Origin of the sequence: Hymenobacter wooponensis (assembly GCF_004745865.1) — a bacterium.
GTDB classification, from domain to species: Bacteria; Bacteroidota; Bacteroidia; order Cytophagales; family Hymenobacteraceae; genus Hymenobacter; species Hymenobacter wooponensis.
In genome coordinates, this window is record NZ_SRKZ01000005.1 from 13,272 (window position 1) to 35,259 (window position 21,988).

At 56.7% G+C, this 21,988-nt stretch carries 23 protein-coding genes; 13 read left to right on the forward strand and 10 right to left on the reverse strand.

What is annotated here, in order from left to right; all coding sequences use genetic code 11:
* The first annotated feature begins 110 nt into the window (after positions 1–110).
* Together rfaD and EU557_RS17235 are read left to right on the forward strand one after the other, a co-directional pair.
* Positions 111–1,076, forward strand: a complete 966-nt coding sequence (gene rfaD / locus EU557_RS17230) for an ADP-glyceromanno-heptose 6-epimerase (RefSeq protein WP_135531725.1) — start codon at positions 111–113, stop codon at positions 1,074–1,076.
* A 307-nt stretch (positions 1,077–1,383) separates the two neighbouring features.
* Entirely contained in the window at positions 1,384–2,781 is a 1,398-nt protein-coding gene (locus EU557_RS17235) for an FAD/NAD(P)-binding protein (protein ID WP_135531726.1), read from the forward strand.
* 220 nt (positions 2,782–3,001) lie between these two features.
* On the opposite strand, the gene EU557_RS17240 is transcribed toward EU557_RS17235, so the two are convergent.
* The 4 genes from EU557_RS17240 to EU557_RS25555 form a co-directional block, all read right to left on the reverse strand.
* Positions 3,002–3,283: a hypothetical protein gene (locus EU557_RS17240; protein WP_135531727.1), complete on the reverse strand. Its 282-nt coding sequence runs from the start codon at positions 3,281–3,283 to the stop codon at positions 3,002–3,004.
* 130 nt (positions 3,284–3,413) lie between these two features.
* The gene (locus EU557_RS17245; protein WP_135531728.1) at positions 3,414–4,421 is read right to left on the reverse strand and encodes a zinc-binding dehydrogenase; all 1,008 of its coding nucleotides are present in this window, start codon (positions 4,419–4,421) and stop codon (positions 3,414–3,416) included.
* 121 nt (positions 4,422–4,542) lie between these two features.
* Positions 4,543–4,947, reverse strand: a complete 405-nt coding sequence (locus tag EU557_RS17250; protein ID WP_135531729.1) for a thiol-disulfide oxidoreductase DCC family protein — start codon at positions 4,945–4,947, stop codon at positions 4,543–4,545.
* A gap of 342 nt (positions 4,948–5,289) precedes the next feature.
* On the reverse strand, positions 5,290–6,063 hold the full coding sequence (locus EU557_RS25555) for a hypothetical protein (protein WP_167855254.1): 774 nt from the start codon (positions 6,061–6,063) through the stop codon (positions 5,290–5,292).
* Between the two features lie 185 nt (positions 6,064–6,248).
* Here EU557_RS25555 and EU557_RS17260 point away from each other — a divergent pair, with 185 nt between their 5' ends.
* On the forward strand, positions 6,249–6,662 hold the full coding sequence (locus tag EU557_RS17260) for a hypothetical protein (RefSeq protein WP_135531730.1): 414 nt from the start codon (positions 6,249–6,251) through the stop codon (positions 6,660–6,662).
* Between the two features lie 234 nt (positions 6,663–6,896).
* Here the strand turns inward: EU557_RS17260 and EU557_RS25735 are convergent, their stop codons facing one another.
* Positions 6,897–7,286, reverse strand: a complete 390-nt coding sequence (locus tag EU557_RS25735) for a hypothetical protein (protein WP_210116078.1) — start codon at positions 7,284–7,286, stop codon at positions 6,897–6,899.
* A gap of 135 nt (positions 7,287–7,421) precedes the next feature.
* Between EU557_RS25735 and EU557_RS17270 the strand changes: the two genes are divergently transcribed.
* The 3 genes from EU557_RS17270 (at position 7,422) to EU557_RS17280 (ending at position 11,008) form a co-directional block, all read left to right on the forward strand.
* On the forward strand, positions 7,422–8,939 hold the full coding sequence (locus EU557_RS17270) for a hypothetical protein (RefSeq protein ID WP_135532069.1): 1,518 nt from the start codon (positions 7,422–7,424) through the stop codon (positions 8,937–8,939).
* Between the two features lie 62 nt (positions 8,940–9,001).
* Positions 9,002–9,991 (forward strand): MBL fold metallo-hydrolase, encoded by a 990-nt coding sequence (locus EU557_RS17275; protein ID WP_135531731.1) that lies wholly within the window; start codon positions 9,002–9,004, stop codon positions 9,989–9,991.
* 132 nt (positions 9,992–10,123) lie between these two features.
* On the forward strand, positions 10,124–11,008 hold the full coding sequence (locus tag EU557_RS17280) for an RES domain-containing protein (RefSeq protein WP_135531732.1): 885 nt from the start codon (positions 10,124–10,126) through the stop codon (positions 11,006–11,008).
* Positions 11,009–11,041: 33 nt separating this feature from the next.
* Here the strand turns inward: EU557_RS17280 and EU557_RS17285 are convergent, their stop codons facing one another.
* Positions 11,042–11,809 (reverse strand): Dph6-related ATP pyrophosphatase, encoded by a 768-nt coding sequence (locus tag EU557_RS17285; RefSeq protein ID WP_245326303.1) that lies wholly within the window; start codon positions 11,807–11,809, stop codon positions 11,042–11,044.
* Positions 11,810–11,920: 111 nt separating this feature from the next.
* Here EU557_RS17285 and EU557_RS17290 point away from each other — a divergent pair, with 111 nt between their 5' ends.
* Positions 11,921–12,253, forward strand: a complete 333-nt coding sequence (locus EU557_RS17290; protein ID WP_135531733.1) for a hypothetical protein — start codon at positions 11,921–11,923, stop codon at positions 12,251–12,253.
* A gap of 73 nt (positions 12,254–12,326) precedes the next feature.
* Here EU557_RS17290 and EU557_RS17295 read toward each other — a convergent pair whose 3' ends face one another.
* Together EU557_RS17295 and EU557_RS17300 are read right to left on the reverse strand one after the other, a co-directional pair.
* On the reverse strand, positions 12,327–12,836 hold the full coding sequence (locus EU557_RS17295) for a DUF4126 family protein (protein WP_135531734.1): 510 nt from the start codon (positions 12,834–12,836) through the stop codon (positions 12,327–12,329).
* A 90-nt stretch (positions 12,837–12,926) separates the two neighbouring features.
* Positions 12,927–13,349 carry a DoxX family membrane protein gene (locus EU557_RS17300; protein WP_135531735.1) on the reverse strand — a complete coding sequence of 141 codons (423 nt, stop codon included), beginning with the start codon at positions 13,347–13,349 and terminating at the stop codon, positions 12,927–12,929.
* 195 nt (positions 13,350–13,544) lie between these two features.
* Between EU557_RS17300 and EU557_RS17305 the strand changes: the two genes are divergently transcribed.
* A complete protein-coding gene (locus EU557_RS17305; RefSeq protein WP_135531736.1) occupies positions 13,545–14,408 on the forward strand; it encodes an aldo/keto reductase in 864 nt (287 codons plus the stop codon).
* A 147-nt stretch (positions 14,409–14,555) separates the two neighbouring features.
* Here the strand turns inward: EU557_RS17305 and EU557_RS17310 are convergent, their stop codons facing one another.
* A complete protein-coding gene (locus EU557_RS17310; protein ID WP_135531737.1) occupies positions 14,556–16,409 on the reverse strand; it encodes a DUF885 domain-containing protein in 1,854 nt (617 codons plus the stop codon).
* Between the two features lie 257 nt (positions 16,410–16,666).
* On the opposite strand from EU557_RS17310, the gene EU557_RS17315 reads away from it, so the two are divergent.
* The 5 genes from EU557_RS17315 (at position 16,667) to EU557_RS17335 (ending at position 19,942) form a co-directional block, all read left to right on the forward strand.
* Positions 16,667–17,038 carry a VOC family protein gene (locus EU557_RS17315; protein WP_135531738.1) on the forward strand — a complete coding sequence of 124 codons (372 nt, stop codon included), beginning with the start codon at positions 16,667–16,669 and terminating at the stop codon, positions 17,036–17,038.
* Positions 17,035–17,463, forward strand: a complete 429-nt coding sequence (locus EU557_RS17320) for an EVE domain-containing protein (protein WP_135531739.1) — start codon at positions 17,035–17,037, stop codon at positions 17,461–17,463. The genes EU557_RS17315 and EU557_RS17320 overlap by 4 nt, the downstream gene beginning before the upstream one ends.
* A gap of 5 nt (positions 17,464–17,468) precedes the next feature.
* Complete coding sequence (locus EU557_RS17325; protein ID WP_135531740.1) at positions 17,469–17,915, forward strand: MarR family winged helix-turn-helix transcriptional regulator; 447 nt, start codon at positions 17,469–17,471, stop codon at positions 17,913–17,915.
* 357 nt (positions 17,916–18,272) lie between these two features.
* Positions 18,273–18,989: a 3-ketoacyl-ACP reductase gene (locus EU557_RS17330; RefSeq protein WP_135531741.1), complete on the forward strand. Its 717-nt coding sequence runs from the start codon at positions 18,273–18,275 to the stop codon at positions 18,987–18,989.
* Positions 18,990–19,306: 317 nt separating this feature from the next.
* Positions 19,307–19,942 (forward strand): superoxide dismutase, encoded by a 636-nt coding sequence (locus EU557_RS17335; RefSeq protein WP_245326325.1) that lies wholly within the window; start codon positions 19,307–19,309, stop codon positions 19,940–19,942.
* A gap of 139 nt (positions 19,943–20,081) precedes the next feature.
* On the opposite strand, the gene EU557_RS17340 is transcribed toward EU557_RS17335, so the two are convergent.
* Positions 20,082–21,635, reverse strand: coding sequence for a PepSY domain-containing protein (locus EU557_RS17340; RefSeq protein ID WP_135531743.1), 1,554 nt, complete (start codon positions 21,633–21,635; stop codon positions 20,082–20,084).
* Positions 21,636–21,988 lie beyond the last annotated feature (353 nt).

Below are 21,988 nucleotides of genomic sequence, written 5' to 3' on the forward strand. Positions count from 1 at the left end.
GCAAACATACTAGGCCTATGCCTGTCCTTTTACCTGTTCTAACTTCTGACGCCAACTCAAGGGCGAGCTTTACGCTACATCTCGCTACTTTTGAGCAAAATCTCTGCCTTATGATAGTTGTTACTGGAGCAGCCGGCTTTATCGCCAGCTGCCTTGTCACCCGCCTCAATGCCGCCAACTTCAACGATATCGTGGTGGTGGATAATTTCAACGAGGAGCGCAAGCTCGCCAACCTGAAGGGTAAGCACTTGCGCGAATACGTTGATCGAGAAGGCTTTTTCGACTGGCTCGACGCCAACCATGAGCAGGTTGAATTTATCTTCCACCTAGGGGCCCGCACCGATACCACGGAGCAAAACCGCGACATTCTCAACGTACTCAACTTTGAGTACTCCAAGAAAATGTGGCAGGCCTGCTGCCAGTATCAGCTGCCTCTAGTGTATGCCTCGTCGGCGGCTACGTACGGCTCTGGCACGTTGGGCTACTCTGATGAGGACGCCCTGCTCCCGTTGCTCCGCCCGCTGAACCCCTACGGCGACTCTAAGAATGACTTTGACAACTGGGCCATCAATCAGCCGGAGAAACCATTCTTCTGGGCTGGCTTGAAGTTTTTCAATGTATATGGGCCCAATGAGTATCACAAGGGCCGCATGGCTTCCGTGATTCTGCACGCCTTCCGCCAGATTCAGGAAACCGGCTCCATGACCTTGTTCCGCTCCCACAACCCCGAGTATGCCGACGGCGAGCAAAAGCGCGACTTTGTGTACGTGAAAGATGTGGTAGAAGTGTGCTATTTCCTGATGCACAACCGTCAGCACTCCGGCATTTACAACCTGGGCACCGGCGAGGCACGCACCTTCCTGGATCTGACGCTGAACACTTTCGCGGCTCTCGACCGCACCGCCGACATCCATTTCCGCGACACGCCCGAGGACATTCGGGATACCTACCAGTACTTCACGCAGGCTGAAATGCAGAAGCTGCGCAACATCGGCTACGACCGGCCCTTCACGCGTCTGGAAGACGGCATCAACGATTATGTACGGAATTACCTCGTAACGGGCAGCTACTACTAGCCCCCTCAATTGAATGCTGCTAGCGTCCTGCTGAACTTGCTGAATAGTTACTGACGGCAGGGTTAGCCGGGCGCTTTTCTTTACTAGGTAATGCCACAGTGCTAGCCCTTCATTAGAACAGCTCCTACGAAAGCTGGCTAGCCTAGGCCACCATCCAGGCAGGCAAGCAGGTTTGGCTAAGAATGCCTTACTTACAGCTCGGGCTTCGTCAAAACAGAATACTTTATCACTATTTTGGTCAACCTTCAGCTCTATTCGGGCTGTAGTCGATGGCAGCCATCATCTGCGAACTCCATAAACTGATTAGGTGCAACGACGAGTTATCACAATTGTAGGAGGTGGCTTTTCCGGTTCGATGCTGGCCGTGCAGCTGGCACGTTTGCCGATGACCCAACGCTACGCCTGCGACGTGCACCTGATTGAGCCTCGTTTGACGCCCGGCCCCGGACTGGCCTACACTGCCCGGCGCCCCGAGTACCTGATGAATGTGCAAAGCCGGTTTCTCAGTGCCTTCCCTGATCAACCCGACCACTTTCAGAACTGGCTACGCATCACCGACGCTGATGAATACGCCCAAGATTTTTGCTCCCGGCAAATCTATGGACGCTATTTACAGCAACTTACCAGCCAAGTGCTGGAGTGGCCTTCCTCCAACGGCATTCGGTGCTACTGGAAAGCACAAACGGCAGTAGCCATACATATTGAGGACGGTAGCCACAAGGCCACGGTGCGCCTCGCCGATGGCAGTGAAATTGAGAGCGACTACGTAGTGCTGGCAATGGGCAATTTCCCGCCGCTTCCGCTTGCTTTTCCTGCTACACTTCTCCACTCTTCCAATTACCACAATAACCCTTGGGCACAAGGGGCACTCCGGAGCATTGGGTTAGATGACACTGTGTTACTTATTGGCTCAGGCTTAACCGCCGTAGATGTTCTGCTAGGCCTAAGGGCCGACGGGCATCGGGGCCGCATTATGGTAACGTCCCGCCATGGGCGTTGGCCATTTGTTCACGAGGCATATTCTGAGCCGTACCCAAGCTTCTATGCAAGCGAGTTGGCGGGCCTAACGCAGGTGCTGGCAGTGGTACGCGTAATTCGGCAGCACATTCGAAAAGCCTCCGCAGCTGGCAGCAATTGGCGCGCTGTTATCGACTCTCTCCGCCCTCACCTAGGCCAGATATGGGCTGCGTGGCCCCTGGAAGAGCAAGCCAGATTTTTGCGGCATTTGGCAGGACTTTGGTCGGTGATACGGCACCGCAGCCCCCCGCAGAATGCTGCCCTAGTGGAAACGATGCTGAAAGATGGCACGCTGCAATTGGAAACTGGGCGAGTACGAGAGATTACTTCCAGTGGCGAAGGGCTACAGGTGACTGTACAGCGCCCCGGACAAGAGCCTCGCCACCTCATTGCCGCTCACGTTATAAACTGCACTGGCCCTCTATTAGACTATAGCCGCATTTCAGACTGCGCTGTCAAGAGCCTTCGCGATGCAGGCCATCTCACTCCAGATGTATTGCGCTTAGGCATTCAAACCGACGAGCACGGTGCGTTAATCACCAAAGAAGGAAATGCTTCTCCCGTCCTATTTACACTCGGTCCCAGCCGTCGACCTGCTTACTTTGAATCAACAGCAATTCCGGAACTCCGGGAGCAAGCCGTTAAGCTAGCTCAAGAGCTTGGCAATCGGCTTTTATTAGCTACCTAGTTACGCGAGAATCTATAAAGCCAACATGTGTACGGTTTGCGTGGCGGCTTTCATCAGCTAAACCTCGCTCCCGCCGAACACTACTGAGTATGACCTAACTACTACTCACATCGTGAGCCACCAATTTAGAATAGCCTACCATAAGTACAGAACTAGTTAAAAAACGCTAGGCCACTCCGGCATGCCGGAGTGGCCTAGCGTTTTTTAACTAGTTCTGTACTTATGCAGCCATATCGGGATAGAGTGGCCAAACTGGCGTTTCGTCGGTTTCGGCAACTGATGGCGTGGCTACTGGGGCCGGATAGGTAACCTCTGTTTGGGCTGCATGACGACGCAGGGCGCGCATGAGCAAATATTTGTACTTCTCCGCATCGGCTAGGGCAGCTTCAACTGCTTGCACAGCGTCGTGGTAGGCCACTACGGGCACCGATTCCGCTGCCTCACCCGTGGGATACGTAAGCTCAAAAACCGGGCAATTCAGGTATTCAGCAGGTGCTTTCATGTCAGAAGGAGAAGAGAGGATTTGGTTAGTATGATCGTCGAGTTAAAAACAACATGGTCCAAATTAACATTCCCGCTCCACCACTTTTTATTGACTTTTTCTAAGCACGCAAGAATTCACAAGCCTTTAGTTATGAAGATCTTACTTGGAGAACCAGCTTACCAAACTGCAGGCCATCTGCCATGCGTAGCATAGCGGTTTCGCCTTCAGTAAACGGTAGCACTTCATCAATTACAGGCACTAACTGATACTGCTCAACAAGGCTTATCATAGCAGCAAAGTCCTGTTCAGTACCCATGGTTGAGCCTAAGATGGAAAGCTGCTTCCAGAATATCTTGGCGGGTGGCACATCCTTCATGGCCCCGGCCGTACCGCCGTAAAACACGATGCGTCCGCCGGGAGCCGCGGCATCCAGCAGGTCATTAAAACCAGGACCGGCCGCGCTATCTATTATCACCTGAAAGGAGCCACCGGCGCGCTTAGTTAGTTCAGCTGCCCACTTTTCGGTCTTATAACTAATGCCGCCTTGAGCCCCCAAGCCAACAGCTTTCTGTATCTTCTCTTCTGAACCAGAGGTTACCCATACCTCAGCCCCAATGGCAACGGCCATTTGCAAAGCCAGCAATGCTACGCCGCCACCGATGCCCGTAATAAGCACCCGCTCGCCAGCCTGCAAACCAGCGCGGGTGAATGCAGAACGGTAGGCCGTTACGCCACCCAATGGTAAGGCTGCCGCTTGCTCAAACGAGAGATGAGTGGGCTTAGCTTGCACATAGTGGGCCGGTACGCTCACGTACTCGGCAAATGTGCCTTGGTGGGGTAGGCCTAGAATAGCAAACTCACGTGCCTGAGCCGCTGGGTTGTTGCCCCAGTTATGGCCGGGGTTAATAACTACCGCTTGCCCTTGCAGATCAGCAGGCGCCCCCTCTCCTACCGCCACTACCACACCGGCCCCATCAGAGCCCACGATGCTCGGGTAATTTAAGCCTGCATATTGTCCTTTCTGAATCCAGACGTCACGGTGGTTAAGGGCTGCGGCGTAAATCTGCACTAGCACCTCGCCAGCACCTAGAGTGGGGGTAGGAACTTCCTGGAGTTGCAAGGGCTGATTGATTCCTTCTAGAACAAGTGCGCGCATAGGAGCAGAATTAATGGAAACGGCTGAGAAGCCAGAAACAAGAAGTCGGTTGGGTATAAGACGGGCCGAAAGTAGCAACAACTTGCGCTAGGCCACTTAGCACCTAGTACCTTGTTATGAATTACAGGAAGCGCTGCCGCAAGGCCGGAGTTGGCAACAGACAAGCCTCCTGCTGCCCGAACCACTGGTAGCGGTGGCGGGCTACGAAGCGGTAGGCAGCATCGCGCAGTGGCCTAGGCAACACACGAGCGGCATAGAGCCAGCGCCATCCACCGCTGAGCCGACGTAAAATGCGCAGGACGGCAGTGGAATACGCGTATGCCTTGCCGCCTTCAACAAGCACAACAGTTTCTGGAGTGATGGCGGGCTGCAAGCCATGCTCTTTAAGCAATGCCTGACCTACTTCTGACTGCAAAGAGGCAAATCGAAAATACTGGTTCGCATCTCGCCCAATGACGAACTGTACGAATCCATTGCACAGGTTACAGACACCATCAAACAGAATAGTGGCAGGCATATCTGACATAAGCAGCGAGAAAAGCGGGGAAAGGAGACAAGGGGGTTTGGTACCTTATACGGACCGCCCTGCTGGAAGTAGCTGCAAGTAAATTGAATATTGCCAAGACAATTAATTTTAACCAGGATCCTATACTAGTTTCTCTGCCATTTCGCTAGGAGGCAATTCAACCAGTTGCTCTTACCATAAGCGCATAAAGTAGGAACGCAACGGGCTAGAAATAGCTCACAGGGAAAGCTGGTTGACTTATGACTTCTCAGGAGGCGCCAGAAACCACTTACAGGCTATTGGCCACAAGCCACCGCATTTATACGTAGCTACAAAACAAGCAATTACCTTAAAAAACCGTATTTATTCACAGGCCATTTCTGAAAAGAACCCGGCTTGCCAGCCGTATAGCCAGAGAGAATTTCGCCCTTTCAAACCTTTCTGAGCTATGAAAAAAAACTGGTTAATTATTGCCCCTACTTTGCTCCTCGGTCTTTCACTAGGAATTACTTCCTGTGACGACGACGACGACTCAACAACCCCTTCCACAACCAGCGGCACCACAAGTGGTACGACTAGTGGTACCACATCAGGCACTACGAGCGGCTCTACCAGTGGCACCACATCGGGCACTACCTCTGGCACAACTTCCGGTACTACTACCTCAGGTACCACTACATCAGGTACGACCTCCGGTACAACATCCGGCACTACAACCTCAGGCACTACGTCGGGAACCACATCTGGTACGACTTCTGGTACAACAACCTCTGGTACAACATCAGGCACCACTTCCGGTACTACGTCGGGCACTACCTCGGGTACTACTGCCGGTACCACATCGGGTACTACAAGCGGTACTACTACTTCCGGTGGCACTACGTCAGGTACAACCTCGGGTACAACCGCTGGCACCACGTCTGGAACGACCTCTGGTACAACTAGCGGCACAACAACTTCAGGTGGTACTACTTCGGGTGGTACAACTAGCGGCACAACAACTTCCGGCACTACCACTTCGGGTGGCACGACATCCGGCGGTACTACTTCCGGCACCACCACTTCGGGTGGTACGACGTCTGGTGGCACTACCTCGGGTGGTACAACATCTGGTGGTACCACTTCAGGGGGTACCACTTCAGGGGGTACAACATCTGGCGGTACTACGTCTGGTGGCACTACTTCTGGCAGCACGGGTGGCTCAACCACCTAAGTTCTTTCCTTTCAGCTACTGCCCCGGTTGCTTATGCGGCCGGGGCAGTAGTTGTTTTTATTCTCCACCACAGGCCCTAAGCTTAATGGCCTGTTAAATTTCTCTGATTATGAATTCGAAACGCATGCACGTAGTGCTGGCACTACTCGGTACGTCCCTTTCACTGGGAGCCTGTAACGGTACCACCCGAGACGATAAAGCCGATTTGAACGGCAATGGCGCCTCTGATACCATGTCGACCTCGGGCACCTCAAACGCCAACAGTGAAATGATGGAAAACGACGGCGGTGGTGACACCGGCGGCGCTAATGGCAGCAGCAAGTCGGGAGCTAGCACGGGCAGCACAGCCGGTGTAGGAGCAGGAGCCGGGAATGGAAACTCCGCTAGTGGCTCCAGTTCTACTGCTGGTGGCTCGGGCTCAACGGCAGGTAGCACGGGTGGCGCAGGCGCCACTACTGGCTCAGGTGGTACTACCGGTAGCACTTCGGGTAGCAGCTCTACTGCTGGCTCTACCGGCAGCTAATTGTCATTGCTATTACCGAGTGTATCGGCAGCTACGGCTGTGCTTTTCTAGTTATACTACTTCTCTACCAGCCAAACCCATCACTTAATTCCTTTCTTTCATGAAAAGCACATCCATTTCTCTGTGGGCCCTGGCCTTAACGGCTTCCTCACTTGCCATTTCTTCTAACACCGCCGCCTTGGGCTTCCTGAACACAAACACGCCAACTGCTGCGGCTTCTACCGTATCGGATGGCTACTTTGGCCAGGGCTCCACTACTGGTGGTTCTACCTCTGGCTCGGGTGGCTCTACGTCAGGCTCGGGAAGTACTACCTCCGGCGGTTCTACTTCTGGTTCTGGCGGCTCCACATCGGGCAGCACGGGCGGCTCTACTTCCGGGTCGAGTGGCTCAATGTCGGGCGGCAGGTCTGGTTCGGGCTCGGGCCGCATGAGCAGCACTTCGGGCTCTACTAGCGGCAGCCGTTCTAGCCGTGGCACCACCGCAGGGCGCTCTACTTCGGGCAGCCGCACTACATCGGGCAGTAGCACTTCCGGCCGTTCTACGTCGGGCACAATGCGCGGAAGCTCAACGGGTGGCAGTTCTACCAGCGGCAGCTCTACTTCCGGTTCTACCACTTCAGGCACAACCAGCGGGTCAACTACCCGTTAAGGCAAATCTGACGGTACCCATTGGATAGCTCAGAAGGCGGAAAGGCCGACCATGAGTAGTGGTAGCGCCTTTCCGCCTTTTTGTTTTCTCGTACGATCACCTGGCACGGCATGCTCCGGTTTCTATCGCTTCTTCGCAGTCCTTTCGTTGTTGACCTCAGGGCCCTCGCCCTCCTCCGCGCCGCTGTGGCGGCGGTGGTGCTGCTCGATTTAGGTATTCGCAGTACCGATTTAGAAGCCTTCTACTCCAACATGGGCGTGCTGCCTTTGTCGGTGCTCTATGAGCGTTCGTGGAACCCATATGTTTTCTCGCTGCACACCAGCAGTGGCCTATGGCAAGTGCAGGCGGTGCTTTTTTTACTAGCGGCAGTAGCTGCTATAGCCTTGTTTCTGGGCTACAAAACTCGGCTGGTTACGTTTATTTCGTGGCTGCTGCTGGTGTCTCTACAAAACCGCAACCCTTTAATTCTGCAGGGCGGCGATGACCTTCTGCGGATGCTGCTGTTTTGGGGATTTTTCTTGCCTTGGGGCCGGGTGTATTCCCTTGATGCCCGCAAGCGACCGGCACCTACGCAGCTCAGCTACTTCAGCGCCGCCACGGTGGCCTACATCGTGCAGATATGCCTGGTGTATTGGTGCACCGCGCTGCTGAAAAGCAGCCCCGAATGGAGCCGTGACGGTACGGCCCTCTACTACGCCCTGAGCCTTGACCAAGTGCTGATGCCGGGCGGACGGCTGATTTACCCCTATCCGGAGCTGCTGCGCTTTCTAACGCTGGCTTCCTACCGAATGGAGCTGTTCCTGCCCTTAGTGCTTTTCATTCCGTTTGCCGTGCCGTGGTGGCGCCTGCTGTTCGTGTTCGTGCTTTATGGCTTTCACCTTGGCATCAGCCTGACGCTCTTTGTAGGACTATTTTTTATTATCAACATGGCTTCCGTGCTAGGCCTGTTGCCTACCTCTGCCATGGACTGGCTGGAGAAGCATATAGTGCCCCGGGCCCAGCAGTTGGGTCCACGGGTGGCCGCCCGGTTTGCGCCCCTGCACCCCCGCTTGGCTTCTTTGCGGCAGGCCGTGCAGCTGCGCGTAGAAACCTCCTGGTCGTTATCAGATGGGCTGCGGGGGTGGCTGCGTAGCCTCCGCGAAGGCCTAGTGGTAGGCCTGCTTCTGTACATCTGCTGGTGGAATTTTGATTCCATCATCAAGCCCGAGTGGACGATGAAGGCCCCGATGCGCTGGATTGGCTTTTTGGTACGCATAGATCAGCACTGGGGCATGTTTGCGCCTTCCGTATTCAAGGATGATGGCTGGTATATTCTAGACGGCACCACGAAAGACGGCAAGCACGTAGACCTTAACCGGCAAGGCGGCCCGCTCACCTATGCCAAGCCCGCCTCGGTGGTTTCCCTGTTCAGAAACGACCGGTGGCGCAAGTATTCCGAGAACTACCTGTTTGTCGACAATGCCTACATGCGGCCCTACTACTGCAATTACCTGTTGCGCATCTGGCACGAGAATCCGGCTAATCCGCCCTTGCAGCAGCTGGACGTCATTTATATGAAAGAAGTGTCACAACCCGACTATAAAGTGCCGGCGCCCACGCGCGAACTTCTCTGCGGCTGTGCGCCGTAACCCCATCTGCTCTGCCTCGAAAACATACTTAGCGCTTGTTCCTCACCAAATCCTAGTCTCTTATGCCCAATCAAGCTAACCGCGCCAACACCCCTACCCTGTTCCATGTGGAGCCCGGTATCTGGGGGCTGCGCAACGTGTTTGTCAACCTGTTTTACGTGCGCAACCCCGATTCTCCCACCGACCCGTGGGTGCTGGTAGACGCCGGGCTGCCGGGCTCAGGCCCAAAGCTGCATCATCATGCGCAGGAGCTGTTCGGAGCCGATAATCCGCCGGCAGCTATTTTGCTCACGCATGGCCACTTCGACCACGTAGGTGGCCTACACTACTTGCTGGAGCAGTGGCCCGAGGTACCGGTATATGTGCATCCGCTGGAACTGCCTTACCTGACGGGGCTTTCTTCTTACCCTCCGCCAGACCCCACGGTGGGGGGTGGCGCTATGGCCGCTTTGTCTTTTCTATATCCGAAAAGCCCGCTTGACCTCGGCGACCGGGTAAAAACGCTGCCGGAAGATGGCTCAGTGCCGTTTTTGCCAGGTTGGCGCTGGGTATTTACGCCGGGGCATGCCCCAGGCCACGTGTCTTTTTTCCGGGAGCAAGACAAACTACTGCTGGCCGGTGATGCCTTCGTGACCACCAAGCAGGAATCGGCACTTTCGGTGTGGGTGCAGAAGCAGGAGGTACACGGGCCGCCCATGTATTTCACGCCCGATTGGCAGCTGGCCCGGCAGTCGGTGGAGCGGCTGGCGGCGCTGATGCCGCGAGTAGCGGCTACGGGCCACGGCATTCCGATGCGCGGCGAAGAGCTTAGCCGGCAGCTAGCCGACTTGGTAGAACACTTTGATCAGAAAGCGGTGCCCATGCACGGGCGTTACGTAGGCCACCCCGCCCAAACCGACGAGACGGGCGTACGCTCAGTGCCCCCACCTGTAGCTCCGCGCCTCTCGTTTTGGCTGATTGGTGCTGGCCTAGCGCTGGTTGGTGGCCTACTGTGGGCCAACCGGCAAAAAGAACACGGCGACTACGCAGAGTATGACGACTACGATGAGTAGCCTCCTATAGCCCTATGAGCTAGGCTTGCTTTTCCGTATTCCACCCACCAAAACTGCTTCCACCACCCAGTGGCTGAAGGTTCTATTACGGACCTCGGCGCTGGGTGGTAGGGGCATGTTGTTTCCTTTCTTATGGCTTCCTCTCCCTCCAGACCACCCACTGGGGCCGTGCCACTCAGCCGCCAGCTAGCCTCCCTGCGCCACCTTGATTTGCGCAAGCACTCAATTGATGAACTGACTGATCGGGTGCGGCAGTTGCTAGAAGGGCAAACGCTGCGCTGCCTAAACTTTGCGCCGGGCCTATTGCTATACCGGGGCATTGTAGGTAAAAAGCGGCCCGAATGCGTGAGTGATGTGTCGTATCCGCCTGCCGAGCGAGCCGTACGCGACCAGCGCGCCAATAGGGCCGGCTCGCCAATGTTTTACTGCAGCGCCACCTGGCACCCGCCGTTTTTTGAGGCTGGCGTAGTGCCCGGCGACCATATTGTCATTAGCCGCTGGCAGACCAGAAAACCCTTGCGCATCATCAGCTTTGGGTACGCCGACGTCTGCGTAGACGACCCGCACACCGACCGTGACCAAGCCCTGCGTTGGGCGCTGCGGCAGCTACCCGATGATACCCGGGCCCTGGCGCAATTCCTGACGGGCGCTTTCACGCGCACGGTCCACGATGACACGGCGCACCATTACCGCCTGTCAATTGCCATTGCGGAAGCCTTCCAGTTGGGCTCCGCGTTTGATGGGCTACTCCACCCCTCAGCCGCCATGCCCAGTCCGGCCCATAACTTGGCTCTTCATCCATCTTGTCTTGATGAGGGTATGCTGGCTCTGCAATACGTGGAGCAATTGCGCGTCAACCGGATTGAGACGGAAACCATTGATGTTTGCTCCATTAATATTGCGCGCGAAAGCAATGAGGACGGCCAGCTGGAATGGATGGAGCGGCCGGGGAATTGGGTAATGCGCGAAGGCGCCCAAGGCTCTGACCTGTGCTACCAGAATGGCCTGTGGCAATAAGTGGCCTAGCGCCAGCAAGCTCTGCCGTATTGCCTACCAGGCCAAGTGCAGATCACAATACCAAAAGCCCGCCGCAAACGGATTGGGTGCTGGTTCGGTAGCTGCGTCGGCATTGGCTGGCGGGCAGGTGTTTTGGCTGCTAGCGGGTGCCTGGTACGTGCGGTGCACCAACTCGCCGCGCTCAAACGGAATTGGGCGGCTGAAGTAGGGAGCGTCAAACACAAAGCTGTGGTATTCTCCGTTTTCGCCGCAGGAGTCTACGCCGGCGGGCAGGTCGCGCAGAAACTCCTCGTCGAGGAGACGACCGCAGAAGCTCTGGTCGAGGTACTGGTCGTTTACGCAGACTACCACCGCCCGGAAGCCCAGGGCTAGGTATTCACGCAGCAGTTCTGCATTTGGGCGCTGCCAGAGCGGAAACACGGCCTGCATGCCCACACGGGCCAACTGCTGCTCCCGGTACTGGCGCAGATCTTCCAAGTAAATGTCTCCGAATACAGAATGCGTAATGCCCTGCGCTTGCAGAGGAGCCAGTGTCGCCCGCATCTGGGCTTCATATTCCGCCATGTCGGGCATTTCGGGGAGCTCTAGCCTGGTGAGCGGCAAGCCAATGCGCTGCGCCTGGGCCTCTAGCAACTCCAGGCGTACGCCGTGCATAGACACCCGTTGAAAATGCGTGTTTACGCTCGTTAACAGCGCTTTTACGTGCAGCTGCGGGTCACGAAGGGCGTGGTAAAGGGCCAGGGCTGAGTCTTTGCCGCCGCTCCAGTTCATGAGGGAGGGAGCCGGTACTTTTGATTGCATACGCAATACTACAACGGTAGCCCGGAGTTATCCGTGTAACTGAAAGCCCCAGAGTACCGTCTTACCTATATCCCTTTCCTCTCCCTTGCATCTCATCCTATTCTTTTCCTTATGAAACGCGCCCTTTCCCTTTTGCTGGCTACCGGCCTCTTTGCCTCCCTCACTGCCTGCGACTATAGAAATACCCCCGGCAAAGACCCTCAGGTCAGCCAAGATTTCTCTACGGCTATGCCGGCCCGCGCCACTGAATCCAACCGCGACAGCATAAGCGGCGGTGATGAGGCCTACACGCCCATCGGCAAAGGCTCGGCTAAAGATCAGCAGACCTCGGCACAGGCTGGCCTAGAAGGCTCGCCTAGCAACCCTGGCTCTCCTAATGTAAACCTTCCCAAAGGCAATCAGGAAACGCAGGGCACAACCCGCAGCGCCCAGCCCGAGCAGTAATAATAGCCTGTCGCAAACAAAAAGCCCCGTAGTGCAAGCACTACGGGGCTTTTTGCTTGGCAACTGACTGAGGTTAGAGGGCCCAGCGCCGGGACTGGGGCTGCGCCACGTGGCTGCCTTTAGTTAGAGCTAGCCCTGAGCCAACGGTCAGGAGGTCTTCTAGGCCACCTACTATGCCGCCGGGCAGCCCCGAGCTTTGGGTGGCCTGCTTGCGCAGGAAGAAACTCAGGTAGGTACCCGCCACCGCAGCTACACTACCCAGCAAGGCGCCGTTGAGTAAGCGGCCGTGGTTTACCTTGTAGAGGGTGGCCCCAATTAAGGCACCCGAGGCAATGCGGCCGGCCAGAATACTGGGCGCAATTCGGTCGGGCATTTGGGGCAGCTTGTCGGCCGTCATTTCACCGAGGGCCAGCACTTTCAGGCCGTGAGCTACCAGCGGCTTTTGCAGGTAGCGCAGCGGTGAGCCTTCCAGCGCTTGCGGGTGATATTTGAGAAGGTTGCTGCTCAGCAGCGCGGGGGCCGTCATGCTACGGAAGCCCGCCAGGCCGCCTAACCCGATGGTTTGCCAGAGGTGTTTGCTCATGATATTTGAAAAGGAAGTCGATGGAAGAATAGTCTTTCCTTGAACGGGAGCCTTCCGGTAATGGCCGAAGCCGCACGGCAGAATCTGCAGTTACTGGCCTTGCGGCCCGGTAGGCACCACCCGGTCGAGGCAGAGGCGGTTATGCTGGCAGAGCAAGACGAGCCCGAGCACGAAAAGGCCGTACACCATTTGGGTGCCCACGGTATCCCACTGCTCAAGTAAGGCGCTGCCAAACACCAGGCTGATAAGCACCAACATGGCGGCCGTGAGGGCCGGGCGCGTAAACAGGCCTAGCAATAGCAGCACGCCAATACCAGCCTCCGCAAACGGCAGCACTGTGGCAAAGGCCTCTACCAGTGGCGCGGGCAGTGGAGAAGCGGCAAACTGCTTCACGAGCCCCGCCCGGAAGCCCGCCAGCTTAGGCAGCCGCACCAGCCCGTGCACCGCAAAATTGACACCCAGCATCAGGCGGCCCAGTACAAAGGCCAGCGTAGGATTGGAAAGCTTCATCATGCTAGTCGTATAGAGGAGTTCTTGCCTACGCACCGGCAGCCGCCACAGTTAGCGGGTGGCGGGCAAAGCTCCTCTGTAGGCAGCTCTTACGTACCTGAGCCTGTGACAATCTTACGGTTTGCCTGTTGTATGCTTCTGCACAGGCTTAGAGACTTTCTAGGCCACTCATTCCTCTCCCAACACCAACTATTTCTTATGGCTAATCAAAGCAACACCTCGTTTGTGCCTACCTACACGCTGGGCGGCGACCTAACCGTGAACCGCATGGGCTACGGCGCCATGCGCATCACCGGCGACGGCATCTGGGGCCCACCCCAGGACCACGACGAATCCATCCGGGTGCTGAAGCGGGCCGTGGAGCTGGGCGTCAACTTCATTGACACCGCCGACAGCTACGGCCCCAACGTATCGGAAGAGCTGATTGCCGAAGCCCTCCACCCCTACCGTGCCGGCCTCATTATCGCCACCAAGGGTGGCCTACTGCGCACTGGCCCCAATCAGTGGCCCATCAATGCCCACCCCGACCACCTGCGCGAGGCGCTGGAAGGCAGCCTGAAGCGCCTGAAGCTAGACCAGATTGACCTCTACCAGCTGCACCGCGTAGACCCCGAAGTGCCGTTTGAGAAAACCCTAGAGTTCCTGCAGCAAGCGCAGAAAGAAGGCCTGGTGAAGCACATTGGCCTTTCGGAAGTAACCGTGGAGCAAATCCAGAAGGCCCAGGAGTACGTGAAAGTGGTGTCGGTGCAGAACATGTACAGCGTGGATAACCGCAAGTGGGAAGCCGAGCTGGAGTACTGCGAGCAAAACGAGATGGCCTTCATTCCGTGGTATCCCCTTAGCGGCGGCAACACCCAAGCCCTGGATAAGCTCGAGCAGATTGGCCAGAAGTATGATGCCAGCAAGCAGCAAATTGCCCTGAGCTGGCTGCTGCACCGCTCACCCAACATCCTGCTCATTCCTGGCACTTCCAAAGTGAAACACCTCGAAGAAAACGTGAAAGCCGCATCCATCTCTCTCTCGCAAGAAGACATGGATGCGCTGGAGTCACTGGGCAAATAAGGCCAATTTGCTCAATGATGCAGTAAACACGAGCAGACTTATGTGCTAGCGCAGTTTTGAGATGCTAGGCCACCTGCGTAAAAAAGAGCCTGAGCGCTACGGTTTTTCCGCAGCATTCAGGCTCTTTTTTACGCAGGGTAGCTAATGCTATTTATTGTTAGCGGCCCAGTTATCCATCTTGCTTTCCAGAACTGAGAGTGGCATTACGCCGTCCTTCAGGAGTTCATCGTGGAAGGCGGCCAAGTTGAAGTGGGTGCGGTGCTGGCCGGCGTACTTCTCGCGCAGCTTATCGTTGTGGGGACCGAGCTGCTTGGCGTACTTCTCGCGCAGCTCCCGAATTTTCAGGGCGCCAATTTTGTACGACAGCGCCTGCCCCGGAATAGCCATGTAGCGCTCAATTTCGGCGGTGGCGCCGTCCTCGCTGATGGCTTCGTTATCCATCATGTACTTGATGGCATCTTCGCGGCTCATGTTTTTGCTGTGCATGCCCACGTCAACTACCAAGCGCACGGCGCGGTGCATTTCGTCGCCGAGGGCGCCCATGTACTGGTAGGGGTCGGTGTAGAGGCCTAGCTCCTTACCCAGGCTCTCGGTGTAGAGGGCCCAGCCTTCGCCCATGGCCCCGTACCACGCAAACCGCCGGAACTTGGGCAGGTCGGTGTTTTCCTGCTGCAAGGAAATCTGGTAGTGGTGGCCCGGAATGGCCTCGTGCAGGAACAACGACTCCATGCCTGAGGTAACGTTGAACTTGGTGGCGTCTACAATCGGAATGTAGAAGACACCTGGCCTAGAGCCATCCGGTGAGCCTTGGTTGTACTCCGCCGAAGCCGAAGCTGCCCGGAACGCCTCCGTCTGCCGAATTTCAAACGGCGTTTTGGGCGTGCGCCCGAACATTTTGGGCAGGTTGGGCGTGATCTTGGCCTGAATGGCCCGGAAGGCGTTCAGCACTTCTTCCGGGGTTTTGTACGGCATGAGTTTGGGGTCGGTCTTCAGGCTTTGGAAGAACGATTTTAGGTCGCCTTTGTAGCCTACCTGCGCCTTCACTTTCTCCATTTCGCCCCGAATGCGCGCTACCTCGCGTAGGCCTATCTGGTGGATTTCCTCGGGCGTCTTGTCGGTGGTGGTCCAGTTCTTTACGTAGTAACGGTAGATTTCCTCGCCGCCAGGCACCCCCGAAATACCAGTGGTAGCGCGGGCTTTGGGCGCGTACTCGTTTTCGAGGAAGTCGCCGAGCTTCTTGTAGGTGGGCACCAGCTCCTCCATAATGGCCTTCTTGTAGGCCTCGGTGAGGCGCTGCTTATCGGCCGCCGAGATGTCGGCGGGCATGCGCGTGATAGGCCCGTAGAACAGGCTTTTGGTGGGGTCGGTTACTTCCAGGTCGCGCATCTGCGGAATCATCTTCGTCACCAGCGCCTTGGGCAGCACCACGCCGGCCTTCATGCCCTGGCGGAAGTTGCCGATGGCGGTATCAGCCCACACGGTGAAGCCATGCACGCGGCCCAGCCAGTTCTCGTAGTCTTTGGTGGTTTTGAAGGGCTGCACGCCCTCGCCCGAGCCGAACTGGCCTAGCGTGATGGGCAGGCCCCAAAACTGCTGAAACGGAATCATCCAGGTGTTCAGCTTCAGGCCCTCCAGCTTGGTTTGCAGGTCGTACTGGAAGATGTTGTAGCTGATTCGGTCGTTGGCAGAAAGCGTGGCCGGGTCAAACTTCTGGAGGCCATCGAGGTACTTTTGGTAGAAAGCACGCAGCTGCTCCCGAAACGCCTTGGTGCCGTCGTTAGGCAGCTGGTCGTTGTAGCGGTTGTCGCCCTGGGTGGTGGCGTCGAGTGGGAAGAGCTTGGCATTTTCCTCCCAGTACAGTTCAAACAGCTTGTTGATGTCTTTCACGTCGGCAAGAGTGGTTTCGGCACCTGTCGCGCCGCCGTCAGCAGACTTCTGCTGATTACAGGCCGATGCCAGGAGTGCCCCGGCCAACAGGCCGGACAGGGCTAACTTTTTCATTAACCGGATATAGTAGAATGTGGAGCTTGAAGGTAAGTAGCCGGCGCTAAACCTCAATAGGCCTTCTTAGAGCAGTGAGGAAGTAAAACTATTATACCCTGCTTTCAGACAAGGCCAGAAATACGTGGGCCGGAGTGTGCAACTGAAACTGACACTAGCAACAGCTGGTGGGTGAAGCAATGGTTACCAGCGTCTTCCCACGAAATGTCAAGTTAATTGGCTAAATTTGTAGTCACGACTACCAAATAATTTTTCTCATGTCAGCCCCTACCCAACTCGGCTTCGTTTCGCTCCAAGTGAGCGACCTAGCAACCTCCCGCCAGTTTTACACTGAGGTCCTCGGCTTCCAAACACTGCCCTCTTCGCCCCCGGATGCTTGCCTGTTTGCCACGCAAAGCGGCGCGCTGTTTGCCATTCGCACCCCCATAGTAGACCTACAGGCCACCAGCCAACTTGGGTGGGGCGTGAGCCTCTGGTTCAGCATCCCCGACCTAGCCGCATTTCTGGAGCGCCTGGAACGTAAAGCCCGCCTGATTCGCGGCTTGCAGGCCACCCCCTTCGGCAACACCGCCATCATTGCCGACCCAGATGGCTACTGGCTGACCCTGCAAGAAGTGACCGCCGCATGAAGGAACCCCGATACTGGGTCATTGTGACCAGCCGCGACCACGCCCTGCACGGCGTTGCGCAGGGCATTATCCAAGTCAACCATGGCAAGCCGGGCCCGTTGCGCCGCCTGCAGCCGGGCGACGGCCTCGTGCTTTACGCGCCCAAGCTGACGTATGGGGAAGCCGCCCCCTGCCAGTGTTTTGTGGCACTGGGGGAAGTCAGCGCCGGACCCGTGTTTCAGGTAGACGTCAGCCCCGACTTTGCACCATTTCGGCGCGAGGCCCGCTACCAGCCCGCAACGGAAGTGCCCATTCAGCCCCTGTTGGCCCAGCTTACGTTTATTCCGAATAAGGCACGCTGGGGCTACAGCTTTCGGTTTGGGTGCGTTGAGATTCCGGCCGTTGATTTTGAGTTAATTCGCGCAGCCATGACCACTGACTACTGACCGCAATGAGTGACAAGCCCATCTTCTCCTATGTGCAGCCCGAAGAAAAAACCGGTTACCTGCTCTGGCAGGTTTCAATGGGCTGGCACTTACAGATGAACCAGCAGCTGCGCCCGCTCGGTCTCACGCTGACGCAGTTCTCGCTGCTGGCTGGCTTGTACTGGCTAAGCCGACAAGGAGAAGCCGTGACCCAGCAGCGGCTGGCCGATTATGCCCATACCGACCGGATGATGACCTCCAAAGTTCTCCAGACGCTGGAACGCAAGGGTTTGGTCGAGCGCCATAGCCACCTGCAGGACGGCCGGGCCAAGCAGCTGCGGCTGACCACCGCCGGCGAAACTCTGCTCCGGCAAGCCAACGCGGTGGTGGAACAGGTAGACGCCCAGTTCTTCGGCCCTCTCCAGGCCGAGGCAGGGTCGTTTAACCAGTTGCTGTCCCGCTTAATGGGCTAGTGGCGTTGGCTGAACGTGCCCGTCAGGCCCAGAGGTAGTTGCTCGGAACGAAATATTCAGCCATAGCGACCAGCTCCCGAGTAGACTGGCCTATCCCCTGTGTCTGCAACTCAGCGCTGATCCGAGCCTAACTGCCGTACAGGTTCACTTGCTGCTGAGCCAAGCTGCCATCTACCTGTACGGCTACTACCTGAGATAGTCACTGCTAAACCTCACTTGGCCAGACGTAAAACTGTTGCAACCAGCAGTTTTCTAGTCTATTGCATCAACTATTAACTAAGACATAGCTAACTAGCTCATAACCGAACTGGCCATACAGAGTTATACAGCCACATCACTTGGTTAATAACGCATCATATGAACTCACTCACTGGCAAAAATGCCCTGGTAACGGGGGCAGGTAAAGGTATCGGACGAGCTATTGCCGTGGCGCTGGCCCAAGAAGGCGTACACGTGGCACTGCTGGCCCGTACCGAAAGTCAGCTGCGCGAAGTAGCTCAGGAAATTGAAGCCCTCGGTGTAAAAGCCGTAGTGCTGGCCGCTGACATTGCCGACCGTGCTTCGGTAGAAGCGGCCGTAAGCAAGGCCCAAGCGGAGCTGGGCGACTTGGATATTCTCATCAACAATGCAGGCATTGGCACTTTCGCCAAGCTCGTGGATATGGACCCTGCCGAGTGGGAGAAGATTATCCAGGTAAACCTGCTGGGCACGTACTACGCTACCCGCGCCGTGCTGCCCCAGATGATTGCCCGCGAAACCGGCGACATCATCAATATTGCCTCCACGGCCGGCCAGCGCGGTGCTGCTACCACCAGCGCCTACAGCGCCTCTAAGTTTGCCATTCTAGGCCTCACTGAGTCGCTGATGCAGGAGGTGCGCAAGCACAACATCCGCGTTTCGGCCCTCACGCCCAGCACCGTGGCCACGGAACTTGCTATCAACAACAAGCTCACCGACGGCAACCCCGACAAGGTGATGCAGCCTGAAGACCTAGCCGAGTTCATTATCTCCCAGCTCAAGCTTAACCGCCGCATCTTTATTAAGGAAGCCGGCATGTGGAGCACCAACCCCTAAGGAAGTACTAAGCAAGGTATAAGGAGCAATGGCCGAGCGACTCAGTTACCCACTGTAGGCTGCTCATTGCTCCTAATCCCTTGTTCATTGCGGCCAAGCGCAACCGTAGGCCACTGGTAAGGGTACAACGCTTACCTTGCAACTGGTACTCTATTTGCCACGTTGCCTTTCTTTATCTTCCCTTCCATTCCTTCCATACGATCATGCTGAAGCGAGATTTTCTGAAAAATGGCCTACTAACTATGGTGGGTGCCCTCGTAAGCCCCGCCCTGCTGGCAGCAGCTCACGAGGAGAAACTGCTACGCGAAGCCCGCGCCATGCCCATAGCCGATGGCCCTTTCTCGCTGCCGGCTCTTCCCTACGCTTTCAATGCCCTGGAGCCGCACATTGATGCCAAAACGATGGAAATCCATCATGATGCGCACCATAAAACGTACGTTTCTAAGCTGAATGAGGCCGTAGCCGGCAAGCCTGAAGAAAAGCTGAGCCTGGCCCAGCTGCTAGCTTCGGCTAGCAAGCAGCCCGATGCTATCCGCAACAACGCGGGCGGCCATTGGAACCACTCCTTCTTCTGGCTGCTGCTGGCTCCTAAGGGCGGCGGACAGCCTACCGGTGCTCTGGCGGCAGCCATCAACAAGGACTTCGGAAGCTATGAGAAGTTTCAGGAGGAGTTCACGAAAGCTGCTACCAGCCGCTTCGGCTCGGGCTGGGCGTGGCTGATTCATGATAAGCAGGCTGGCAAGCTGGCCATCACCTCTACTCCCAACCAGGATAACCCCCTGATGGACCTGCCCGGCATTCAGCGCGGCACGCCGCTGCTGGGTCTCGATGTGTGGGAGCACGCCTACTACCTCAAGTACCAAAACAAGCGCCCCGACTACGTTAAGGCATTTTATAATGTCATTAACTGGGCTGAGGTTAACCGCCGATTTGACGAAGCTCGTAAGGGCTAAGAGTATCAGCGCACAAAGCAAAAGGCCGCTCCAAGCAACTTGGAGCGGCCTTTTTATTTCTCGGCTTTTCCGGTGGGTGCCTCACTCCCCGGCCCTTGCCTGCGCCTTACACTGCGCGCTAGGCCAGTGGTATACCCTCCTACTTCACTTTCACAAACAGCCACAGGCCTAGCAGCGAAACTGCCAGCACCCCCAGCGCAGAAAGCATGGTCACCATGTCGCGGACGTCTTTGCCGGCGACGGTGCCGATGAAATGAAACTTGTGCAGGAAGGCAAAGCTGAGGCCTTCGTAACGGTCGGCATTTTCGACGCGGGCGGCGAGGCGGTTGGTGGCGGGTTCCACGTAGAGCGTTGTTTTTGTGGGAGTACAGTAGGCCACCTTCACTACGGGCAGGCGCTTGTTGATGAAGCCATACTCACCCTCAAAATGATCAATCAGCTCTGTTTTTTCAATACCTGGCAACGTGGCCGTGCCGCTGGCTTCTTGTAGAAACGTGTTGGCCAGGGCGCGAGCGTGCCGGGTAGCCCCATCAGGCAGTAGCTGGCCCGTGGCGGCGCTGTAGTAGGCCACGGCCTTAACCGCCTCAATGGGCTGGCCAGTGCTCCCCCCGGCAGTTGAGCTATTGGGGGCTTCTTCGTTGGGGGGCAGCTGAAAGACCTGGTAGTACACTTGGCCCTCAAACTCTGCCAGCGCCACGTTCTGCACCTTTTTCCACTGGAGCGGCAGCGCCGTCAGATCAACCTGTAACTGGCCTAGCCGTATGGCAGGGGCATGCTGGTAGCGCAGCCGGTCGTCGGGGTGCAGCTTGAGGTAAACGTGAAAGGCGCCGCTGCCAGCAAAGGTGAACGTGACAAATGCCACGGCCAGTCCCACCTGCCGGTGGTACTTCCGCAGCCACCCCACTTGGTCTTGCGCGCTGCGGGGCTTGCGGAAGCGCTTCCACATGAACCCATATATCACTAGGCCACTTACGGTGGAAGCGAGGATGATGGTCAGCAACCCCAGCATCGTCACTACCCGAAACGTGTTGCCGCCCACCAGCTCCAGAAACGACCAGTTGTGCAGCAGGTCAAACACCCGAATAAAGGTGGTGCGGGCGCGGTTGTTAAACGTGGCCATCCGAGCGGGCATCGTCTCCACGTACACCGTCAGGCCATCGGGCCGGTCAAGCGTAATTTTCCAGACCGGCAGCAGGCGGTTCACAAACTTGTACTCCCCATCGAAAGCCGTCAGCCGCTCGGCGGAGGCCACTTTTGCGGTAGTGTCCTGCGCAAAATAGCGGGCTAGCTGCTCAGCGTATTGTTGGTCGGCGGAAGCGGGTAGCGCTAGGCCAGTAGTAGCGCTGAAATAGCGCGGCACCGCCGTGGGCGCCTCTAGTAACACTTGGTAAGTCGGCTGGCCCTGCCAGCGTACCAGCCGCACGTTGCGCAGGCTGGGCACGTTGTTCTGGCGTAGTACCTGCTGCAATGGCACGGTGAGGCGCGGGGCGGGCACCGGCACCAGAAACTCCCGCGCAATCTTCGGCCGCAGCCAGTTGCTCATCAAGGGATGCGCAAGGCCGCTCAGCGTCCAGAAAATAACGGGTATCACCGTGATGATGCCAATGATGCGGTGCCAGCGGTACATATTGCGCTGCACCATACGCCGGATGGGTCCGGGCTGGGCGGCAGGCGCTTGGGTAGTAACTTGCATGTTGTTTGAATAATATTTTGGATAGCCAAGCATGGCACATTCCCTCGAACAAGGGGAACTGAGGGATGCAGAAGTGGCCTAACACGACCACAAAAGGACGTCATGTCGAGTTTGTCGAGACATCTCGCGTGCTGATGTTGCCATACTAACCGTCATGCTGAGCGCAGCCGAACCGAAGGTCGCCGTAGGCAAGCATCTATACCTCTGTCTATTCACCTGGTCTACCAACGATTCAACATCAGCACGCGAGATGTCTCGACCAGCTCGACATGACGGTCTGAGGTAGACGTTCTAGTGTAGTCGTTCTAGGCCAGGTCAACCACCCCCAGCCCCTCCTCATCTGAGGAGGGGAG